The organism is Ruminococcus sp. AF20-12LB (genome assembly GCF_003478985.1).
Taxonomy (GTDB): Bacteria; Bacillota; Clostridia; order Lachnospirales; family Lachnospiraceae; genus Blautia_A.
Genome location: NZ_QUGH01000001.1, coordinates 570,552 through 589,323 on the forward strand (window position 1 = coordinate 570,552; position 18,772 = coordinate 589,323).

At 46.3% G+C, this 18,772-nt stretch carries 16 protein-coding genes and 2 tRNA genes; 15 read left to right on the top strand and 3 right to left on the bottom strand.

The window, feature by feature from the left end:
• Positions 1-37 precede the first annotated feature (37 nt).
• Together DWX61_RS02560 and DWX61_RS02565 are read left to right on the top strand one after the other, a co-directional pair.
• The gene (locus DWX61_RS02560) at positions 38-772 is read left to right on the top strand and encodes a carbohydrate ABC transporter permease (protein WP_243101071.1); all 735 of its coding nucleotides are present in this window, start codon (positions 38-40) and stop codon (positions 770-772) included.
• A gap of 13 nt (positions 773-785) precedes the next feature.
• Complete coding sequence (locus tag DWX61_RS02565; protein ID WP_182433930.1) at positions 786-1,634, top strand: MBL fold metallo-hydrolase; 849 nt, start codon at positions 786-788, stop codon at positions 1,632-1,634.
• A 110-nt stretch (positions 1,635-1,744) separates the two neighbouring features.
• On the opposite strand, the gene DWX61_RS02570 is transcribed toward DWX61_RS02565, so the two are convergent.
• Complete coding sequence (locus DWX61_RS02570) at positions 1,745-3,229, bottom strand: DUF1846 domain-containing protein (protein ID WP_118623606.1); 1,485 nt, start codon at positions 3,227-3,229, stop codon at positions 1,745-1,747.
• A 175-nt stretch (positions 3,230-3,404) separates the two neighbouring features.
• Between DWX61_RS02570 and ftsH the strand changes: the two genes are divergently transcribed.
• From ftsH to DWX61_RS02590, 4 genes are all read left to right on the top strand, one after another.
• Positions 3,405-5,543 carry an ATP-dependent zinc metalloprotease FtsH gene (gene ftsH / locus DWX61_RS02575; RefSeq protein WP_118513147.1) on the top strand — a complete coding sequence of 713 codons (2,139 nt, stop codon included), beginning with the start codon at positions 3,405-3,407 and terminating at the stop codon, positions 5,541-5,543.
• 72 nt (positions 5,544-5,615) lie between these two features.
• Positions 5,616-7,463 (top strand): excinuclease ABC subunit UvrC, encoded by a 1,848-nt coding sequence (gene uvrC, locus DWX61_RS02580; protein ID WP_118513146.1) that lies wholly within the window; start codon positions 5,616-5,618, stop codon positions 7,461-7,463.
• Between the two features lie 110 nt (positions 7,464-7,573).
• Entirely contained in the window at positions 7,574-8,521 is a 948-nt protein-coding gene (hprK, locus tag DWX61_RS02585) for an HPr(Ser) kinase/phosphatase (protein WP_021651515.1), read from the top strand.
• Positions 8,522-8,534: 13 nt separating this feature from the next.
• Positions 8,535-9,470: an ROK family glucokinase gene (locus DWX61_RS02590; RefSeq protein WP_118623608.1), complete on the top strand. Its 936-nt coding sequence runs from the start codon at positions 8,535-8,537 to the stop codon at positions 9,468-9,470.
• Positions 9,471-9,647: 177 nt separating this feature from the next.
• Here DWX61_RS02590 and DWX61_RS02595 read toward each other — a convergent pair whose 3' ends face one another.
• Positions 9,648-12,257, bottom strand: coding sequence for a transglycosylase domain-containing protein (locus DWX61_RS02595; RefSeq protein WP_118623610.1), 2,610 nt, complete (start codon positions 12,255-12,257; stop codon positions 9,648-9,650).
• A 179-nt stretch (positions 12,258-12,436) separates the two neighbouring features.
• On the opposite strand from DWX61_RS02595, the gene DWX61_RS02600 reads away from it, so the two are divergent.
• A complete protein-coding gene (locus DWX61_RS02600; RefSeq protein WP_118513143.1) occupies positions 12,437-13,093 on the top strand; it encodes a YigZ family protein in 657 nt (218 codons plus the stop codon).
• A gap of 105 nt (positions 13,094-13,198) precedes the next feature.
• Here DWX61_RS02600 and DWX61_RS02605 read toward each other — a convergent pair whose 3' ends face one another.
• Positions 13,199-13,717 carry a peptidylprolyl isomerase gene (locus tag DWX61_RS02605; protein WP_118623612.1) on the bottom strand — a complete coding sequence of 173 codons (519 nt, stop codon included), beginning with the start codon at positions 13,715-13,717 and terminating at the stop codon, positions 13,199-13,201.
• A 93-nt stretch (positions 13,718-13,810) separates the two neighbouring features.
• Between DWX61_RS02605 and tsaE the strand changes: the two genes are divergently transcribed.
• The 8 genes from tsaE (at position 13,811) to DWX61_RS02645 (ending at position 18,632) form a co-directional block, all read left to right on the top strand.
• On the top strand, positions 13,811-14,251 hold the full coding sequence (gene tsaE, locus DWX61_RS02610; protein WP_015525922.1) for a tRNA (adenosine(37)-N6)-threonylcarbamoyltransferase complex ATPase subunit type 1 TsaE: 441 nt from the start codon (positions 13,811-13,813) through the stop codon (positions 14,249-14,251).
• On the top strand, positions 14,248-14,973 hold the full coding sequence (gene tsaB / locus DWX61_RS02615) for a tRNA (adenosine(37)-N6)-threonylcarbamoyltransferase complex dimerization subunit type 1 TsaB (protein ID WP_118623614.1): 726 nt from the start codon (positions 14,248-14,250) through the stop codon (positions 14,971-14,973). The genes tsaE and tsaB overlap by 4 nt, the downstream gene beginning before the upstream one ends.
• On the top strand, positions 14,970-15,413 hold the full coding sequence (gene rimI, locus DWX61_RS02620) for a ribosomal protein S18-alanine N-acetyltransferase (protein WP_118623616.1): 444 nt from the start codon (positions 14,970-14,972) through the stop codon (positions 15,411-15,413). Before tsaB ends, rimI begins: the two co-directional genes overlap by 4 nt.
• Before the next feature lie 77 nt (positions 15,414-15,490).
• On the top strand, positions 15,491-16,402 hold the full coding sequence (locus DWX61_RS02625; RefSeq protein ID WP_118513248.1) for a ribonuclease Z: 912 nt from the start codon (positions 15,491-15,493) through the stop codon (positions 16,400-16,402).
• A 5-nt stretch (positions 16,403-16,407) separates the two neighbouring features.
• Positions 16,408-17,427, top strand: coding sequence for a tRNA (adenosine(37)-N6)-threonylcarbamoyltransferase complex transferase subunit TsaD (gene tsaD, locus DWX61_RS02630; RefSeq protein WP_118623618.1), 1,020 nt, complete (start codon positions 16,408-16,410; stop codon positions 17,425-17,427).
• A gap of 21 nt (positions 17,428-17,448) precedes the next feature.
• Positions 17,449-18,153: a 2-C-methyl-D-erythritol 4-phosphate cytidylyltransferase gene (gene ispD / locus DWX61_RS02635; protein WP_118513138.1), complete on the top strand. Its 705-nt coding sequence runs from the start codon at positions 17,449-17,451 to the stop codon at positions 18,151-18,153.
• Between the two features lie 166 nt (positions 18,154-18,319).
• Positions 18,320-18,405, top strand: a tRNA-Ser gene (locus DWX61_RS02640).
• Positions 18,406-18,543: 138 nt separating this feature from the next.
• Positions 18,544-18,632: transfer RNA gene (locus DWX61_RS02645), tRNA-Ser, on the top strand.
• The last annotated feature ends 140 nt before the right edge of the window (positions 18,633-18,772 follow it).

The window sequence follows — 18,772 nt, forward strand, 5'->3', positions numbered from 1 at the left end:
GGGCTTTATTTTTATTTTACCGGTATTGTGGATAGTTATGAATTCAATTAAAACAAGTCCGGAAATTGCGGCTGATTTTCTGGCATTACCAAAATTCTTATATCTTGATAATTTTAAAAATGCCATGGAAAGCATGAATTTTTTAGTTGCATTAAAAAATTCTGTTGTGATTACTTTGGGAGCCATGTTGGGCGGGCTGTTTGTATCGTTTGCCGGCGCTTTCGGAATCTCACATCTTCGTGGGAAAATCTCACAGAATCTGTATCTGTATTTTGTTTTCGGACAGATCGTGCCGTTTCATGCAGTTATGATTCCCATTTCTGTACTTGCTACAAATACCAATCTTACCAATTCTCTTGGAGGAATTATCATTCTTGATATTGGATTTTTCTGTGCGTTTGGAATTCTGACATTTACGGGATTTTTGAAAAATGTACCTCGGGAGCTGGAAGAAGCAGCCGCGATAGATGGATGTGGAGTTTTTCGAATTATGACGCAGATAGTATTTCCACTTGTTAAACCAGCAACGGTCACGATTGGTGTATTGTTTTTTATGTGGTCCTGGAATGACTTTCTGCTTCCAAGTATTCTCATTGGAGACAGTGAACTGAGACCGTTGACGGTAAATCTTTTCATGTTCAGAAGTGCTACCAGCACACAGTGGAATCTGTTTATTGCAGGACTTACCTTGTGTATTATTCCCACAATTATCCTTTATATCTGTGCACAAAAATATATTACAAGCGGACTGACAATGGGAGCTGTAAAATAAAGGAGGAATGAAGATGCAGTTATTCAGGATCATTCCGTTGGAAAAAGATCTGTGGGCGATCAATGAAATAGATAAGACGGTTATGTATGTGATAAATGGAACAGAAAGAGCTCTTCTTCTGGATACGGGACTGGGACTTACCGATTTAAAAGAAGAAGTTTTGAAACTTTGTGGAGAAAAATCTCTGATTGTTGTAAATACTCATGCTCATGTGGATCATAATTCAGGAAATCATCAATTTGAAGAAGTATGTGTGGGAAGGTATGACGAACCTTTTTCCCATCAGATCGTAGACCAGGAGCTGAGAGAAATGTCTGAGCTCATGTTCTTTGAAATTCCTGAAAAAGAAGGATTCTCGTTTGAAATGTGGAATCCCGGACCGGCAAGAAAAATCTGTACAGTTAGGGATGGGGATATCTTTGATCTGGGAGATAAAAAGCTTAGAGTTCTGGAAGTTCCCAGTCATACCCTGGGTTGTATTGCATTGTTTGAGGAGAAGAAAGGATGGCTTTTTACAGGAGATATCATGCTCACCTGGGAAGTGTGGGGACATTTGAATCCTGGAAAAAGTCCGCTTGCCCCATCTGCTTCTTTGCGTGTGTACTATGAAAGCCTTTTAAAATTGAAGAAAATCAGAAAAAAAGTAAGCAGCGTTTTTCCTGCCCATGTCTGCGAAAAAGAAAAAGACTGTTATAAAAAGTATGCGTTATCTCCGGAAATTATAAATATATATTGTGACGGAATTGAGAAAATATTTTCAGGAGAACAGAAAGACGAACCTTATTTTCATATGGTCGAAAACGGAAGTGTTGTGAAATTTACAACAGGTGGTATTGTCTATCAGAAAGATAGGATGAATTAAATAGGAAAATATCGGCAAGTTGATTGATTATAGATTCCCTCAAAAAAATCCCCTGTACGGTTCGGCGTTTGTACGTAGATCCGGCACAGGGGATTTTGGTGTTTATAAGATCAGACTTTCTGATATTCTTTCTTTTTCTCAGCCTTAGCCTCGCAGGTAAGCTCAATACCAAGCTTACGGAAGCTGATCACATCCACATCGGAAAGCATTACGGAAGTATGAGCCTGGCATCCACGGAGATTCGGGATCTGTTCCAGGGCAAGGCGTGCGGCATCGCTGGTTGTAGCACTCATGGAAAGGGCGATCAGAATCTCATCAATGTGAAGACGTGGATTTTTGCTTCCAAGATATTTGGTCTTCAGCTGCTGGATCGGATGGATGGCATCAGGGGAGATCACATGGAGATCGTGATCAACACCTGCCAGCTCTTTTAGGGCGTTGAGAAGAAGAGCAGCGGATGCGCCGAGAAGATCGGAGGTTTTTCCGCATACGATCTTTCCGTCGGGAAGTTCCAGAGCGGCAGCAGGGCCATTGGTTGCTTTTTCCTTTTCGAGGGCAGCCGGAACAACCTTACGGTCAGTGATCTCTGCATGAGCCTGCTGGAGAAGAAGCTCGATCTTACGTACCTCATTCTCTGTGCCGGAGCCGGAAACCAGAGCGTTCATGCTCTTATAATAACGACGGATGATCTCCTGGCGGGAAGCCTCCTGGCATACTTCATCGTCAACGATGCAGTTACCTGCCATGTTGACACCCATATCTGTCGGAGATTTATAAGGGCAGCTGCCCATGATCTTCTCAAACATGGCCTGTACAACAGGGAAAACTTCTACGTCACGGTTATAGTTGACGGTAGTTTTGCCGTAAGCCTCCAGATGGAACGGGTCGATCATGTTGACATCGTTCAGATCTGCAGTGGCAGCCTCGTAGGCAAGGTTTACCGGATGTTTCAGAGGAATGTTCCAGATCGGGAAGGTCTCGAATTTTGCATAGCCGGCTTTTACTCCACGTTTGTATTCGTGGTAAAGCTGGGAAAGGCAGGTTGCCATCTTTCCACTTCCTGGTCCCGGGGCCGTGATCACGACCAGCGGTCTGGTAGTTTCAATATAATCATTCTTTCCATAACCTTCGTCACTTACAATGAAGGAAGTGTTGCTTGGATAGCCGGGGATCAGGTAAAGCTTGTAGACACGGATTCCCAGCTTCTCCAGACGTTTTTTGAAGAGATCGGCACTTTCCTGGCCGGAGTACTGTGTGATGCATACGCTTCCCACATACAGGCCACGGCTTGTAAACGCATCCATAAGGCGGAGAACGTCTTCGTCATAGGTGATCCCAAGATCGCCACGTACTTTATTCTTGTCAATGTCATTGGCGCTGATAACAATAACGATCTCCGCCTGATCAGAAATCTGCATCAGCATGCGGAGCTTGCTGTCCGGTTCAAAACCCGGAAGAACACGGGATGCATGGTAGTCGTCAAACAGTTTGCCGCCGAATTCAAGATAAAGCTTGTTGCCGAACTGACCGATTCTTTCACGGATGTGTTCTGACTGCATTTTCAGATATTTGTCATTATCAAAACCTATTTTCATTTGTCTGATTTCCTCTCCTATTTAATTTTCCAATTCACTGGGAACAGTATACTACAACTTTACGTTCACTGGCAATATCCAGTGCGGTGTTTTTTTGATGGTATTTTTGTAATCTCGCAGTTGATTTATATGGTTTTTCTCTTTATAATAAAGAAATGACAAGAGGAGGAAAAAAATGAATAATCAATTGAATAATGATCAGGACGGGAAGCGACCTGACAATAAAGATCCCAGGCAGGGATCAGGTAAAAATCATCAGTCGATCCTGGCTTTTCTGATATGCCTCCTGGTCACACTGGTGTGCTTCGCGTTGTTTACCAATATGCTGAAGGATAACAGCAGTGAGATATCCTATGATAAATTTATCGATATGGTGGATAAGGACCAGGTTAAAGAAGTAACGATCCAGTCCAGTACATTGACGATCGTACCCAAGAAAAAGAATTCCAAGTACGAGGATATGAGCTATTACACCACGAAGACCGAAGACAGCACAGCACTTACCAAGAGACTGGAAGGAAAGGGAATCAAGTTTGAGACCGATCCGCCGGATGTTTTTGGTGAGTTTGTTGCGATGATCCTGAGCGTGGTTCTGCCGACACTGCTTCTGTTCGGACTTCTGATGTTCTCCATGCGCCGCATGAACAAAGGCGGCGGGATCATGGGCATGGGCGTAGGCAAGAGCAAAGCCAAGGCCTATGTGCAGCAGGAAACGGGAGTTTCCTTTAAGGATGTGGCAGGTCAGGATGAAGCCAAGGAATCACTCCAGGAAGTTGTGGATTTTCTTCACAACCCCGGAAAATACACAGCCATCGGAGCCAAGCTGCCTAAGGGCGCACTTCTTGTAGGCCCTCCGGGAACCGGTAAGACATTACTTGCCAAGGCAGTTGCAGGTGAAGCGCAGGTGCCGTTCTTCTCTCTTTCCGGATCAGAATTTGTGGAGATGTTTGTGGGCGTGGGTGCCTCACGTGTCCGTGACCTTTTCGAGGAAGCCAAGAAGAATGCTCCGTGTATCGTATTTATCGATGAGATCGATGCCATTGGTAAAAGCCGTGATTCCCGCTATGGCGGCGGAAATGATGAGCGTGAGCAGACATTAAACCAGCTGCTTGCGGAGATGGATGGCTTTGATACATCCAAGGGACTTCTGATCCTTGCTGCAACCAACAGACCGGAGGTTCTTGATCCGGCTCTTCTCCGTCCGGGACGTTTTGACAGACGTGTGATCGTTGACAGACCGGATCTTAAAGGAAGGGTGGATATCCTGAAGGTACATGCCAAGAACGTGCTTCTGGATGACACCGTTGATTTTGAAGCTATTGCACTTGCAACTTCCGGTGCGGTAGGTTCTGATCTTGCTAATATGATCAATGAGGCTGCGATCCTTGCAGTCAAGAAGGGACGTAAAGCTGTATCACAGAAGGACCTGGAGGAATCCGTAGAGGTAGTCCTGGTGGGAAAAGAGAAGAAGGACCGTATCTTAAGCAAACAGGAACGTCGGATCGTATCCTACCATGAAGTCGGACACGCACTGGTAAATGCACTCCAGAAGGATGCGGAGCCTGTACAGAAGATCACCATTGTACCCCGTACCATGGGAGCCCTGGGTTACGTTATGCAGGTACCTGAGGAAGAAAAATATCTTAACACCAAGAAAGAACTGGAAGCTATGCTGGTAGGCTATCTTGGCGGACGTGCTGCAGAGGAGATCGTTTTTGACACAGTCACTACAGGTGCTGCCAATGATATCGAGCAGGCTACCAAGGTGGCCAGAGCCATGATCACACAGTATGGTATGTCTGAGAAGTTCGGACTGATGGGACTTGCTACACAGGAGAACCAGTATCTCAGCGGAAGAGCAGTTTTGAACTGTGGTGATGATACCGCAACAGAGATCGATCATGAGGTGATGAAGCTTCTCCACCATTCCTATGAGGAAGCCAAGAGGATCCTTGGAAGTCACAGAACAGAGATGGATAAGATCGCGGAATATCTGATCCGCAAGGAAACCATTACAGGTAAAGAGTTCATGAAGATCCTCCGTGCAGTTCAGCAGGGCCTGGATATCCCGGAGAATCTGGATGATCTGGTACTTTCCGAGGATGAAAAAGAAGTATCCGATAAACGGGGCATTGAACTGATTGCAGAAAATAACGAGGCAGCAAAAAATACAGAATCGGTTCCGCGCAGAACTGAGATATCCGGGCAGGAACTGACAGAGAATATGCAGGCACCGGAGAAAACAGAAGAATCTGTTCAGAAAACAGATAGCGATCATGCAGAAACAGAAGAAAAGCCGGGATCACAGGCATAAAACAGATCATCATAAAACCGGGAGAAATCCCGGTTTTATTGTTACTGCAATGGTAAAACAGGAGAATAAATTATGTTCATAATCGAGGAAGAATTAAAGAAACTGCCGGCAAAACCGGGAGTTTATATCATGCATGGCGAGAAAGACGAGATCATCTATGTGGGAAAAGCCATCAGTCTGAAGAATCGTGTGCGCCAGTATTTCCAGAGCAGTCGTAATAAAGGTGCCAAGATTGAACGGATGGTTACACATATTACCAGATTTGAGTACATTATTACGGACTCTGAGCTGGAAGCCCTTGTGCTGGAGTGTAATCTTATCAAGGAGCATCGTCCAAAATATAATACCATGCTCAAAGATGACAAGAGCTATCCGTTTATTAAGGTGACAGTTCATGAGCCATACCCGAGAGTGCTTTTTGCCAGGAGAATGAAAAAGGACAAGGCAAGATATTTTGGTCCCTATACAAGCGGCGGAGCAGTAAAGGACGTGATCGAACTGGTGCGGAAACTGTATCAGGTACGCTCCTGCAACCGCAGTCTTCCGAGAGATACCGGAAAGGACCGGCCCTGTCTGTACTATCATATGAAACAGTGCAAGGCACCCTGCCAGGGGTATATCAGCCAGGAAGAATATCGAAAGAATATCAATAAGGTGATCAAATTTCTGAATGGAGATTTTCAGGACGCCATTAGTGAGCTGATGGAAAAAATGCAGAAAGCTTCGGAGGAAATGCGCTACGAAGATGCTATGGAATACCGGGATCTGATCAGCAGTATCCGGAAGATCGGGGAACGGCAGAAAATCACCGGCTACGGGCAGGAGGACAGGGACATCATTGCAGTAGCAATGGATGACAGTGAAGACCTCAGGGATCAGGATGCGGTTGTCCAGGTGTTTTTTATCCGGGATGGCAGGCTGATCGGCAGAGATCATTTTTATCTCCGTGTGGCAAAAGGCGATACAAAGGCGCAGGTCCTTTCAAGCTTTCTGAAACAGTTTTATGCGGGAACGCCATTTATCCCATCTGAGATCATGCTGCAGTGTGAGATCGAAGATGCAAATATCATAGAGGAGTGGCTGTCAGGAAGAAGAAAGCAGAAGGTACACATCCGGGTCCCGAAGAAGGGAACAAAGGAAAAGCTGGTAGAACTTGCCCTGGAAAATGCCCGTATGGTACTTGCCAAGGACAGAGAACGGATCAGGCGGGAGGAAGGACGAACCATCGGAGCTGTTCACGAGGTGGAAGAATGGCTGGGACTGAAAAATGTGGTGCGCATGGAAGCCTATGATATTTCAAATATCAGTGGCTTTGAGTCTGTGGGATCCATGGTAGTTTATGAAAAAGGTCGTCCCAAACGCAGTGATTACCGTAAGTTCAAGATCAAATGGGTACAGGGCCCCAACGATTATGCCAGCATGGAAGAAGTTCTGACCCGAAGGTTCACTCATGAGAGTAACGGCGAATTTGACAGCTTTGCAAGGCTTCCGGATCTGATCCTGATGGATGGTGGAAGAGGGCAGGTAAATATTGCTATGAAGGTGCTGAATGAGCTTGGGATAAGCATCCCGGTCTGCGGTATGGTCAAGGACGATCATCATCGGACGAGAGGCCTGTATTTCAACAATGTGGAGATCCCTATTGATACATCCGGCGAAGGCTTCCGCCTGATCACTAGGATCCAGGATGAAGCCCACCGGTTTGCCATTGAATACCATCGTTCCCTCAGGAGCAGGGAACAGGTCCATTCTATCCTGGATGATATCCCGGGGATCGGTGATACCAGAAGGAAAGCCCTTCTGCGTAAATTTAAATCTGTGGAAAATATCCGGGATGCATCGGAGGAAGAACTGGCACAGACAGAGAGCATGAATGCCAGAAGCGCCCGTCAGGTCTATGAATTTTTTCATAAATCCTGATGCTGCATTGCAGTTTCAGCAGTGATTGTGTATAATTGAAGATAAGGTGTCTCACGCCCCGGTAAAACGGCAGTGAGAATGCAAACTTTCAGCGAAAAGGAGACAAAAGTATGAAGGGTGTACAGTTGACAAAGATGGTACAGGAACTGGAGCTTAATAATCTGACTCCGGAGATCGACCTGTCAGGCATCGTGATCAAGACTGCGGAGATCAACAGACCTGCGCTTCAGCTTACCGGATATCTGGAGCATTTTGCCAATGAACGAGTTCAGATCATCGGATATGTAGAGTATACGTATCTGATGCAGCTTAATGAGGAGGAGAGACGTTTTAAATATGAACGTTTCATTTCCAGCAAGATCCCATGTGTCATTTTCAGTACCATGACTCGTCCGTCTCAGGATATGATCGATCTGGCTGTTAAATATAATGTTCCGACATTCGTGACAGAAAGAACAACTTCCAGCTTTATGGCAGAGATCATCCGCTGGCTGGGCGTGCAGCTTGCACCATGTATTTCGATTCATGGTGTGCTGGTTGATGTTTACGGCGAGGGAATCCTGATCACAGGTGAGAGCGGTATCGGTAAGAGTGAGGCAGCCCTGGAGCTGATCAAGAGAGGCCATCGTCTTGTCAGTGATGATGTTGTTGAGATCCGTAAGGTCAGTGACGTAACACTGGTGGGATCTGCACCGGATATCACACGTCACTTTATCGAACTTCGTGGTATCGGTATCATCGATGTAAAAACACTGTTCGGTGTTGAGAGCGTTAAGGATACCCAGTCTATCGATCTTGTGATCAAGCTTGAGGAGTGGGACAGAGACAAGGAATACGATCGTCTTGGACTGCATGAGGAGTATACAGAGTACCTTGGAAATAAGGTGGTATGCCATTCTCTTCCGATCCGTCCGGGCCGTAACCTGGCGATCATCGTTGAGGCAGCGGCTGTCAACCACAGACAGAAGAAGATGGGATACAATGCGGCAGAGGCTCTGTACAAGCGTGTACAGGCAAATCTTGCGAAAAAAAGAGAAAATCCGGATGACGAAGAATAAGAGAGGGTAAGAAATGAGAACATATTGTTTTGGAATCGATGTAGGTGGAACAACTGTAAAATGCGGACTTTTCCGCACGGATGGTACTCTTGTTGAGAAATGGGAGATTCCCACCCGTAAAGAAAATAATGGAGATCAGATCCTTCCTGATGTGGCAGCAGCAGTAAATGCCAAGATGGAAGAAAAGGGTATCTCCAAAGAGGATGTGGAAGGCGTCGGAATCGGTGTTCCGGGACCGGTAAACTCCAAAGGAGAAGTATCATGTGCAGTAAATCTCTACTGGGGATATAAGAATGTTGTTGGAGAGATGGAAGAACTTACAGGCCTTCATGCTGAAGCCGGAAATGACGCCAATGTAGCGGCATTGGGAGAGGCATGGAAGGGTGCTGCAGCAGGTTCCTCTGATGTGATCATGGTCACACTTGGAACAGGTGTAGGCGGTGGTATTATTATTGACGGAAAGATCGTGACCGGACATCATGGTGCCGGCGGCGAGATCGGACATGCCAATGTGGATCATCATGAAACAGAGGCCTGCAATTGCGGAAACAGGGGCTGTCTGGAACAGTATGCTTCTGCGACCGGAATTGTCCGCATGGCAAAAAAAGAGCTTGCAGCTTCCGGTGAGAACAGTGTTCTCAGAGATGCCGGAGAGATTTCCGCAAAAGCAGTTCTGGACGCATTTAAGGAGAATGATCCGGTAGCTGTAGCAACCATGGAAAAGGTCGGAGAGCAGCTGGGTGGTGCTCTTGCCATTATTTGCTGTGTGACAGATCCGGAGACCATTGTTGTCGGTGGAGGAGTTTCCAAGGCCGGACAGCCGCTTATTGACTGTATCCGGAAATATTACAGAGAGTATGCTTTTGAATCCTGCAAGGATACTCCTATCGTGATCGCGACACTTGGCAATGATGCAGGAATCTACGGTGCAGCCAGGATGGTACTTTAACCGAACCAGGGAAGTCACCTGCTTTAATTGCGAAAAGCAATAAGCAGGGGGTGGGACTTGCCTGTACTGATAAACTGCGAGACAGTAAGAAGTTATTAAAAGTAAAAAAAGTGGTTTCCATAATTTCAGGAAACCACTTTTTTATATGGTGTTTATGAAAGATACGTATGCTGGAGGTCATTCATAATATTCTACCGGATCTTCGCCGGTGTCATCGCTGCCATCATCGCCACCGGTGTTGTCGTCTGTTCCGGAATTGTCAGTATCATCACCGGTATTCTCGGAACCGTCATCGGAACCGTCATCGGAACCATCATCGGAATTGTCAGTACTGTCCGGAGCTGCGCTTGGAATCGCTTCAGCTGCTGCATCGGTATCGGCGTCCGTATCTTCGTTATAATAATAGTCCTCTTCATCGTAATCGCTGCTGCCGTAGAAATGCTGATCGCAGTATTCGGTGGGAAGACTGGAGATATCAAAATACTCTGTGATAGTCGGGCATCCGGATCTGGGAAGAAGACCGGTTTCTGCGCAGACACTGGCCTTTTCCACACTGGAAGGCATATCGAAATCTCTGTCCTCCAGGCCCTCGTGGATACGAGTCATAACCTTTTTCCAGAGGTTTTTGTGGAAGTTACGGGCATCTTCCGGAATTTTTTCGTTGTTGTCATAGCCGGACCATACTGCACAGGTGTAGTACGGTGTGTAGCCTACAAACCACAGGTCATTGTAGTCCTCTGTAGTACCTGTTTTTCCGGCTACAGTCATATTGTCCAGCTGGCAGGCGGTACCGGTACCTTTTTTTACAACGTCTTCCATGGCGCTTGTAAGAAGATAAGCAGTACTGTCTTTGATCACAGATCTGGAAACGGAGGAGTTCTCGATCAGAACATTTCCGTCATGATCAAGGATCTGTGTATAATAGATCGGTTTGATATAGTTTCCGCCATTGGCAATGGCTGCATATGCAGCACAAAGCTCCACGTTCTTGACACCTTTGGTGATACCGCCAAGAGCAGTAGCCAGGTTGGCGTCACTCCAGATATTTCCGTTGGCATCTTTATCTGCCTCAGTTCCGTGAGCCAGTGTGGTGAAACCGAAATCATCCAGATATTTAAGGCCGAGAGCCGGGGTAACCTGTTCCAGACATTTAACAGCTACAACATTGATGGAATTCTGGATCGCTTTACGGATGGTGGTCTCACCGCCATAGCTTCTTGAGGCATTGTTGACAGGAGATCCGTCTGGGTATTCGTAAGGCTCATCCATAAAGGTTGTAGCAAGTGTATCGCCTTTTTCGTTTAACGCCGGTGCATAGGTGGAAACAATCTTAAAGGTAGAACCAGGCTGTCTGGTCGTATCAGTGGCACGGTTCAGGGTCAGGCTGGCTGTTTTTTCGCCACGGCCTCCGATCAGGGCTTTTACGTAACCGCTATGCTGGTCAATGACAGTCATGGAAGACTGTGGCTGTGGCGCAAAGTTTACACGCTCAGATACTACGGTGCTTCCGTCTGCTAGGATGTTGGCCTTGTACTGATCCACATACTGCTGACCTTCCTCAGGAGAATCAAAGAGAAGATCAAATTCCGGATCCTGATCGCGGAAATACAGCTGCAGCATTTCTTTACTGTAGTTGGTCTGTTTTCCATCCGGACTTTGTACAGTCAGTGCATAATCCAGTTCATACTGAACATTGGCCGGATAGTTATCAGGGTTCGCATATTCCTCATCAAGGATCTGCTGCATGTTGGAATCCAGGGTTGTCATGATCTTCAGACCACCGCTGTAAAGAAGATTGGTAGCCTGTGTCTTGGTATATCCTTTAATGTTCATCAGGTCGCTGATGACCTGATTGGTAACCTCATCTTCGAAATACGTGTAAACAGTACTTTCTTCTTCGGTGTTCTCAAGCTGTGCGGCCTGGATACGGGAATAAACGTCATCATTCAGTGCTGCATTATATTCATCCTGTGAGATGTAATTCTGATCCAGCATGTGATCCAGGACTTCCTTACGTCTCTTGGAGTTCGCTTTTGGATTGGTGATCGGATTGAATTTGGTAGGGTTCTGCGTGATGCCGGCAAGTGTGGCACATTCAGAAAGATTCAGATCCCATACGTCTTTGTTAAAGTATTTTTTGGAAGCGGCCTGTACACCGTAGGAACCTGCACCCAGGTTAATGGTATTCAGGTAATTCTCAAGAATCACATTTTTGTCATATTTTTTTTCAATCTGGACAGCAAGGTACTGCTCCTGGAACTTACGTGTGAAACGTTCCAGCTGTGTGGATTCGTTGGTCCAGTCAGTGAAAACATTATTCTTCAGAAGCTGCTGTGTGATGGTACTGGCACCCTCGGAAAAGTTACCGGTGGTGACCGCCTTCATTGCGGCACGTGCGATACCGCGGACATCAATACCGTTATGTTCATAAAAACGCTCATCCTCAATGGCTACCACTGCATGCTGCAGACTGACCGGGATCTGGTCCAGGGAGACCGGAAGACGGTTGGATGTAGGGGCTGAAAGCTGTCGGATCTGTGTTCCCTGGTCATCATACAGGAAGGTTGCATATCCGAGAGGTGAAATATCCACATCGTTGACGTCAGGTGCTCCGGCGATCACGCCCCGGAAGGAGCCGATACCAAGGCAGACAACCATGACGCAGACTGCGATCAGAGCTGTAAATAAAACCCGGATAAACGAAACATGTGCTCTTTTTTCCAGCATGGAAGTACGGGAGATCAGAGCATTCCGCTTCTTGGAAGTGGATCTTTTTCCGTAGTTCATAATATTCCTCCTTTATAATCCGTTTTATTATAACAAATATGGAAAGCCAAATAAAGCCTTAAAAAAAATTTCACAATTCATGATATCTTATACATTGTGCAATGAAGATAATTATTATACAATGAAGAAAACTCTGCCTGAAACAGAGGGGTTGGATACAGATAACGGAGGCGTAAACCATGCTGGAACATTATAAAACCATATACGAAGGCGGCGAAGGCGAACTTGTGGAAAAAAAATCCCGTTTTATCGCAACCGTCCGTCCTGTGGAAACTGAAGAAGAGGCCCTTGCCTTTATTGAAGAAATGAAAAAAAAATACTGGGATGCACGTCATAACTGCTATGTATATTCCGTAGGGATGAACCGGGAAGCCACCCGATGCAGTGATGACGGAGAACCATCCGGAACAGCCGGAAGGCCTATGCTGGATGTGATGCTGGGAGCTGGGATCTATAATGCGGCCATTGTGGTGACCAGATATTTTGGAGGTGTCCTTCTTGGGACAGGAGGGCTTGTGCGGGCATATTCCGGTGCAGTCCAGGCAGGACTGGCGGCAAGTACCGTCATTGAAAAGCATCATGGGATATCCCTTCAGGTGACGACGGATTATACAGGAATCGGAAAGATCCAGTATATCGCAGGAGAAAGAAGTCTGCCGATCCTGGATTCCGAATATACCGATAAGGTTGTCCTGAAACTTTTGGTGCCGGATGACCAGATCGAAGAGGTAAAGAAGACGATCACAGAGGGAACAAACGGAAGAGCCGGACTTGAGAAGGATGCAGAGCTGTATTTTGCAAAAGTAAACGGAGAAGTGAAAACCTTCGAAAAGTAAAAGAAAAGAGAATGTCGGTATAAAAATACCCCGGGAAGAGGTCAGAGGATCTGCGTTACAGTCTGCTCTTCGCGGGGCTTTTTTTATTTCAGAAAATTATGCCTGTCAGCATTTCTCCGGTTCCGGATAATCCACACCAAAGGTATCAACAGTCACGGAGCTGATCTTCTGCTCGTCAAGAGGACGGTCACTGTAGTCCGTGTCTGTCTCTGCGATAGCATTTACAACATCCATACCCTCAATGATCTGACCGAATGCAGCATAGCTTCCGTCAAGATGCGGAGCAGCCTTGTGCATGATAAAGAACTGGCTTCCGGCAGAGTTCGGATTCATGGCTCTTGCCATGGAGAGAACACCTGGTGTATGCTTCAGGTCGTTTTTGAAACGGTTCTGAGAGAACTCACCCTTGATGCTGTATCCCGGGCCACCCATACCGGTTCCGTCCGGGCATCCACCCTGGATCATAAAGCCGTTGATGACACGGTGGAAGATCAGGCCATCATAAAAGCCTTTTTTAATAAGGCTGATGAAGTTATTTACTGTGTTTGGGGCAACTTCCGGATATAATTCCGCTTTCATTACATCGCCATTATCCATTGTGATGGTAACGATAGGATTTGCCATAGTTTTCGCACTCCTTTTCAAAAAGTATTGTATTTCGCTGTTCGCTCTATTATAATATGCAAAGAATAATTGTGCAAGAAAAAGGTGGAAAATATGGTCATAGAAACGCATGATCCTGAGGAAACATTCGAGGTCGGAAGAACGATCGGAATGAATGCGAAACCGGGACAAATCTACACACTGACAGGCGATCTCGGAGTTGGAAAAACCGTGTTTACACAGGGAGTGGCAGCAGGTCTTGGAATTACAGAACCTGTAAACAGCCCTACATTTACCATTATCCAGGAATATGAAGACGGACGTCTGCCATTTTATCATTTTGATGTATATCGTATCGGGGATCTGGAAGAAATGGAAGAGATCGGATACGATGATTATTTTTTCGGGCAGGGAATCTGTCTGATCGAATGGGCGGAGCTCATTGAGGAGATCCTGCCGGAAAAAAGGATCGAAGTTACCATTGAAAAAGATCTTGAGAAGGGTTTTGAATACAGAAAGATCACCATTGAGGAGAGAGGAGAAAAGACAGAATGAGAGTTTTGGCACTGGACAGTTCCGGAATCGTGGCATCTGTAGCCGTTGTGGAGGATGATACACTGGTAGCGGAATATACAGTTAATTATAAGAAAACACATTCCCAGACTCTTCTTCCCATGCTGGATGAGATCGTGAAGATGACAGAGCTGGATCTGAAGACTATTGACGCTATTGCGGTAGCCAAGGGACCGGGCTCTTTCACCGGACTCCGTATTGGCTCTGCCACAGCCAAGGGACTTGGACTTGCCCTTGACAAACCACTGGTCGGGATTCCGACAGTGGAGGCACTGGCCTATAATCTTTATGATGTAAACGGGCTGATCTGTCCGATCATGGATGCCAGAAGAAAGCAGGTTTATACGGGAATCTACCGTTACGAGGATCACAGGCTCATGACGGTAAAGGATCAGATGGCAGTGGGAATCGAGGAGCTTCTTTCCATGCTGAATGATATGGGAGAAGCCGTAACATTCCTCGGAGACGGAGTCCCGGTATTTAAAAATACCATCGCAGATAAGCTTACTGTACCGTTTTCTTTTGCACCGGCTCATCTTTCCAGACAGAGAGCAGGTGCTGTAGGTGCACTAGGTATCCTTTATTATAAAGAAGGCAGAACCGAGACAGCGGCTGAGCATAAACCGGATTATCTCCGCGTCTCACAGGCTGAGCGGGAGCGTGCCCAGAAATTGAAAAAAGGATCAGAAGGGGAAAACGCATGATCTTAAGAGAAATGCTTGTGGATGACCTGGATCAGGTTATGGAGATCGAAGAGGAGCTTTTTTCAGTCCCCTGGACAAAAGAGGGATTTCTGACATTTCTTATGAAAGAGAATGGGATGTTTCTTGTTGTGGAAGAAAAGGGCCGGATCCTGGGATATTGCGGTCTTCTTACGGTGCTGGATGAGGGGGATGTGACCAATGTGGCTGTCCGCAGAGACCGTCAGAGAGAGGGAATCGGAAATTTCCTTATGGAAAGCATGATCCGTCTGGCAGAAGAGCGTGGGATCACCATGATCCATCTGGAGGTCCGGGCAGGAAATGAGACTGCGATCCGGCTTTATGAACGTCAGGGATTTGTGCGGGATGGCCTGCGAAAGGGATACTATATAGATCCCACAGAGGATGCTGTTCTTATGACACGTACTGAAGTTTCTGAATAGGCTTACCCGGGAGAGGTACTTGTCTGTACGGGATAAGTATGCTAAACTTTGCCACAGAACAGGAAAAGAGGAAAAATATGTTAGATGTTTGTTTACTTGGCTGCGGAGGAATGATGCCGCTGCCACGCAGATGGCTTACCGCGCTGATGACCCGTTATAACGGCAGCAGTCTGATGATCGATTGTGGGGAAGGCACCCAGGTGGCCATTAAAGAAAAGGGCTGGAGCTTCAAGCCTATTGATGTGATCTGTTTTACCCATTATCATGGGGATCATATCAGCGGACTTCCGGGACTCCTTCTGACTATGGGAAATGCAGACCGCACAGAACCGCTGACTCTGGTAGGCCCAAGAGGACTGGAACGTGTGGTAAGCGCACTTCGTGTGATCGCACCGGAGCTGCCCTTTGAAATTAAATTTATCGAGATCACGAAACCGGAGGAAGTTCTGGAACTGAATGGTTATCGGATCACTGCATTTCGGGTGAATCATAATGTTACATGCTATGGATATACCCTTGAGATCCTGCGCCAGGGAAAATTTTCTCCTGACAGTGCCAGAGAGCATGAAATCCCGTTGAAATTCTGGAATCCGCTGCAGAAGGGACAGACCGTTGAGGATGAAGGAAGGATCTACACACCGGATATGGTGCTTGGTCCGCCGAGAAAAGGGATCAAGCTTACCTATACCACAGATACCAGACCGACAGAGTCTATTTTACGTAATGCAAAAGACTCCGATCTTTTTATCTGTGAGGGAATGTACGGTGAAGATGACAAGATCGAAAAGGCAAAAGGCTACAAACACATGACGTTTCGTGAAGCGGCCACTCTTGCCCGTGATGCGGAAGTGGGGGAAATGTGGCTGACCCATTACAGCCCTTCTCTGGTACGTCCGGATGATTACATGGATACAGTACGTGAGATCTTTCCGAAGGCATGGCCGGGAAAAGACGGGAAGAGTGTGGAACTGAATTTTGAAGAGGACTGAAAAAAATGAAAGATACATTAATTCTTGGTATTGAGAGCTCCTGTGATGAAACGGCAGCCTCCGTTGTAAAAAACGGAAGGACTGTCTTATCAAATGTGATTTCTTCACAGATCGAGATCCATAAACTGTATGGAGGTGTTGTACCGGAGATCGCCTCCAGAAATCATATAGAAAGGATCAATCAGGTCATCCAGGAAGCACTGGACGAGGCAAACGTCACTCTGGATGATATTGATGCTATCGGTGTAACCTATGGACCGGGGCTTGTCGGTGCACTTCTTGTAGGTGTGGCAGAAGCCAAGGCCATTGCCTATGCAAGAAACCTGCCACTGGTAGGCGTGCATCATATAGAAGGACATGTTTCTGCCAATTATATTGAGCATCCGGATCTGGAACCGCCGTTTCTCTGTGCCATTGTATCCGGTGGACACACCCATCTTGTTATTGTGAAGGATTACGGTCAGTTTGAGATTCTGGGCCGAACCAGAGACGATGCGGCAGGAGAGGCATTTGATAAGGTTGCACGTGCCATTGGGCTCGGATATCCAGGAGGTCCGAAGATCGACAGGCTGGCAAAGGAAGGAAATCCGTATGCTATTGAGTTTCCACGTGCAAAAATCGGTGAAAATCCATATGATTTCAGCTTCAGCGGCGTGAAGTCCGCAGTTCTTAATTATTTAAACGGGGCAAAAATGAAAGGTGAGGAAGTAAACCGTGCAGATATCGCGGCATCCTTCCAGAAGGCGGTTGTTGATGTACTGGTAGAGCATACCATGCAGGCAGCAGCTGATTTTGGCATGAAAAAGGTTGCCATTGCAGGAGGTGTTGCTTCCAACGGAGCACTTCGCACTGCTATGGAAAAAGCGTGTACAGAACGTGGATACAAATTTTACCGTCCGTCACCGATCTTCTGTACGGATAACGCAGCGATGATCGGAGTGGCAGCTTACTATGAATATATCAGGGGAACACGCCACAGCTGGGATCTGAATGCGGTTCCGAACCTGAAGCTTGGTGAAAGATAAAAGAATCCGGGGTGATTGATCATGGGAGAGTGCAGAAATACAGCTATTGTTCTGGCAGCAGGCCAGGGAAAGAGAATGCACAGTAAAATACAGAAGCAGTTTATGGAGCTTGACGGGATGCCGGTGCTCTGTTATTCTCTGCGCTGTTTCCAGGAAAGTCCGTTGATCAGGGATGTGATCCTGGTAACAGGGGAAGAGTATGTTTCCTGGTGCAGAGAAGAAATCGTGAAAAAATATGGTTTTACAAAGGTTTCTGCTGTAGTATCCGGCGGAAAAGAACGGTACGATTCCGTTTATGAAGGACTTTGTGCGTGTAAAGACACAGAGTATGTACTGATCCATGACGGTGCCAGACCGTTTATTGATCATGGGATCATTGAAAGAGGACTTATGGCAGCAGAACAGACAGGTGCCAGTGTTACAGGCATGCCTTCCAAGGATACAGTTAAGATCGCAGATGAGGATGGGAATGTCAGTGAAACTCCGGATCGCAGCAGTGTATGGATCGTCCAGACTCCGCAGATCTTTCAGTACTCGCTGATTTATGACGCATATACCAGTATTCGGCAGAAGGAAATGACCGGAATCACAGATGATGCCATGGTAGCAGAACATGAGACAGGGGTGAAAATCCGCTTTTCAGAAGGTTCTTATCGCAATATCAAGATCACAACGCCGGAAGATCTGGTGGTTGCGGAGGCATTTTTGAAGGAAAACAGAGAGTAGAACCGGGTGAAAATCCCAGTAAATATGGACATATAGCAGAAATTGAAGCTATATGTCCAATTTTTTGAAAAAAATATCAAATTTGTTATTGACAGGGGGGATATTTGATGATAGAATACAACATGCGCTGACAAAACAGCACAAAAAATGTTGAAAAACATTATATGGAGAGATATCGAAGTGGTCATAACGAGGCGGTCTTGAAAACCGTTTGTCCGCAAGGGCGCGTGGGTTCGAATCCCACTCTCTCCGCTTGTTAAGTACAAAATAAAAACTTTTTAAAAAAGTTAAAAAAGTACTTGACAATATAAAACATACGAGATATAATATCACCTGTCGCTGAGAACGACAGAGATGAATATCAGAACTACTTAGTAAGTAGGGCAATTTGGAGAAGTACCCAAGCTGGCCGAAGGGGCTCCCCTGGAAAGGGAGTAGGTCGTTGACGCGGCGCGAGGGTTCAAATCCCTCCTTCTCCGCTTTAATTTTTCTGGAGACTGAATACTTCAAAAAAATTAAAAAAGTTCTTGACAAACAGTTGAGGATGAGATAAAATAAGCGAGCTGTCTGAGAGACAGACGCAACAAACCTTGATAACTAAACAGTGAAACACATACGA

Excerpts from the sequence above, each read along its gene's own strand:
- DWX61_RS02560 (WP_243101071.1), top strand. The coding sequence starts at position 38 with ATGAATTCAATTAAAACAAGTCCGGAAATTGCGGCTGATTTTCTGGCA.
- DWX61_RS02565 (WP_182433930.1), top strand. The coding sequence starts at position 786 with ATGCAGTTATTCAGGATCATTCCGTTGGAAAAAGATCTGTGGGCGATC.
- DWX61_RS02570 (WP_118623606.1), bottom strand. The coding sequence starts at position 3,229 with ATGAAAATAGGTTTTGATAATGACAAATATCTGAAAATGCAGTCAGAA.
- ftsH (WP_118513147.1), top strand. The coding sequence starts at position 3,405 with ATGAATAATCAATTGAATAATGATCAGGACGGGAAGCGACCTGACAAT.
- uvrC (WP_118513146.1), top strand. The coding sequence starts at position 5,616 with ATGTTCATAATCGAGGAAGAATTAAAGAAACTGCCGGCAAAACCGGGA.
- hprK (WP_021651515.1), top strand. The coding sequence starts at position 7,574 with ATGAAGGGTGTACAGTTGACAAAGATGGTACAGGAACTGGAGCTTAAT.
- DWX61_RS02590 (WP_118623608.1), top strand. The coding sequence starts at position 8,535 with ATGAGAACATATTGTTTTGGAATCGATGTAGGTGGAACAACTGTAAAA.
- DWX61_RS02595 (WP_118623610.1), bottom strand. The coding sequence starts at position 12,257 with ATGAACTACGGAAAAAGATCCACTTCCAAGAAGCGGAATGCTCTGATC.
- DWX61_RS02600 (WP_118513143.1), top strand. The coding sequence starts at position 12,437 with ATGCTGGAACATTATAAAACCATATACGAAGGCGGCGAAGGCGAACTT.
- DWX61_RS02605 (WP_118623612.1), bottom strand. The coding sequence starts at position 13,717 with ATGGCAAATCCTATCGTTACCATCACAATGGATAATGGCGATGTAATG.
- tsaE (WP_015525922.1), top strand. The coding sequence starts at position 13,811 with ATGGTCATAGAAACGCATGATCCTGAGGAAACATTCGAGGTCGGAAGA.
- tsaB (WP_118623614.1), top strand. The coding sequence starts at position 14,248 with ATGAGAGTTTTGGCACTGGACAGTTCCGGAATCGTGGCATCTGTAGCC.
- rimI (WP_118623616.1), top strand. The coding sequence starts at position 14,970 with ATGATCTTAAGAGAAATGCTTGTGGATGACCTGGATCAGGTTATGGAG.
- DWX61_RS02625 (WP_118513248.1), top strand. The coding sequence starts at position 15,491 with ATGTTAGATGTTTGTTTACTTGGCTGCGGAGGAATGATGCCGCTGCCA.
- tsaD (WP_118623618.1), top strand. The coding sequence starts at position 16,408 with ATGAAAGATACATTAATTCTTGGTATTGAGAGCTCCTGTGATGAAACG.
- ispD (WP_118513138.1), top strand. The coding sequence starts at position 17,449 with ATGGGAGAGTGCAGAAATACAGCTATTGTTCTGGCAGCAGGCCAGGGA.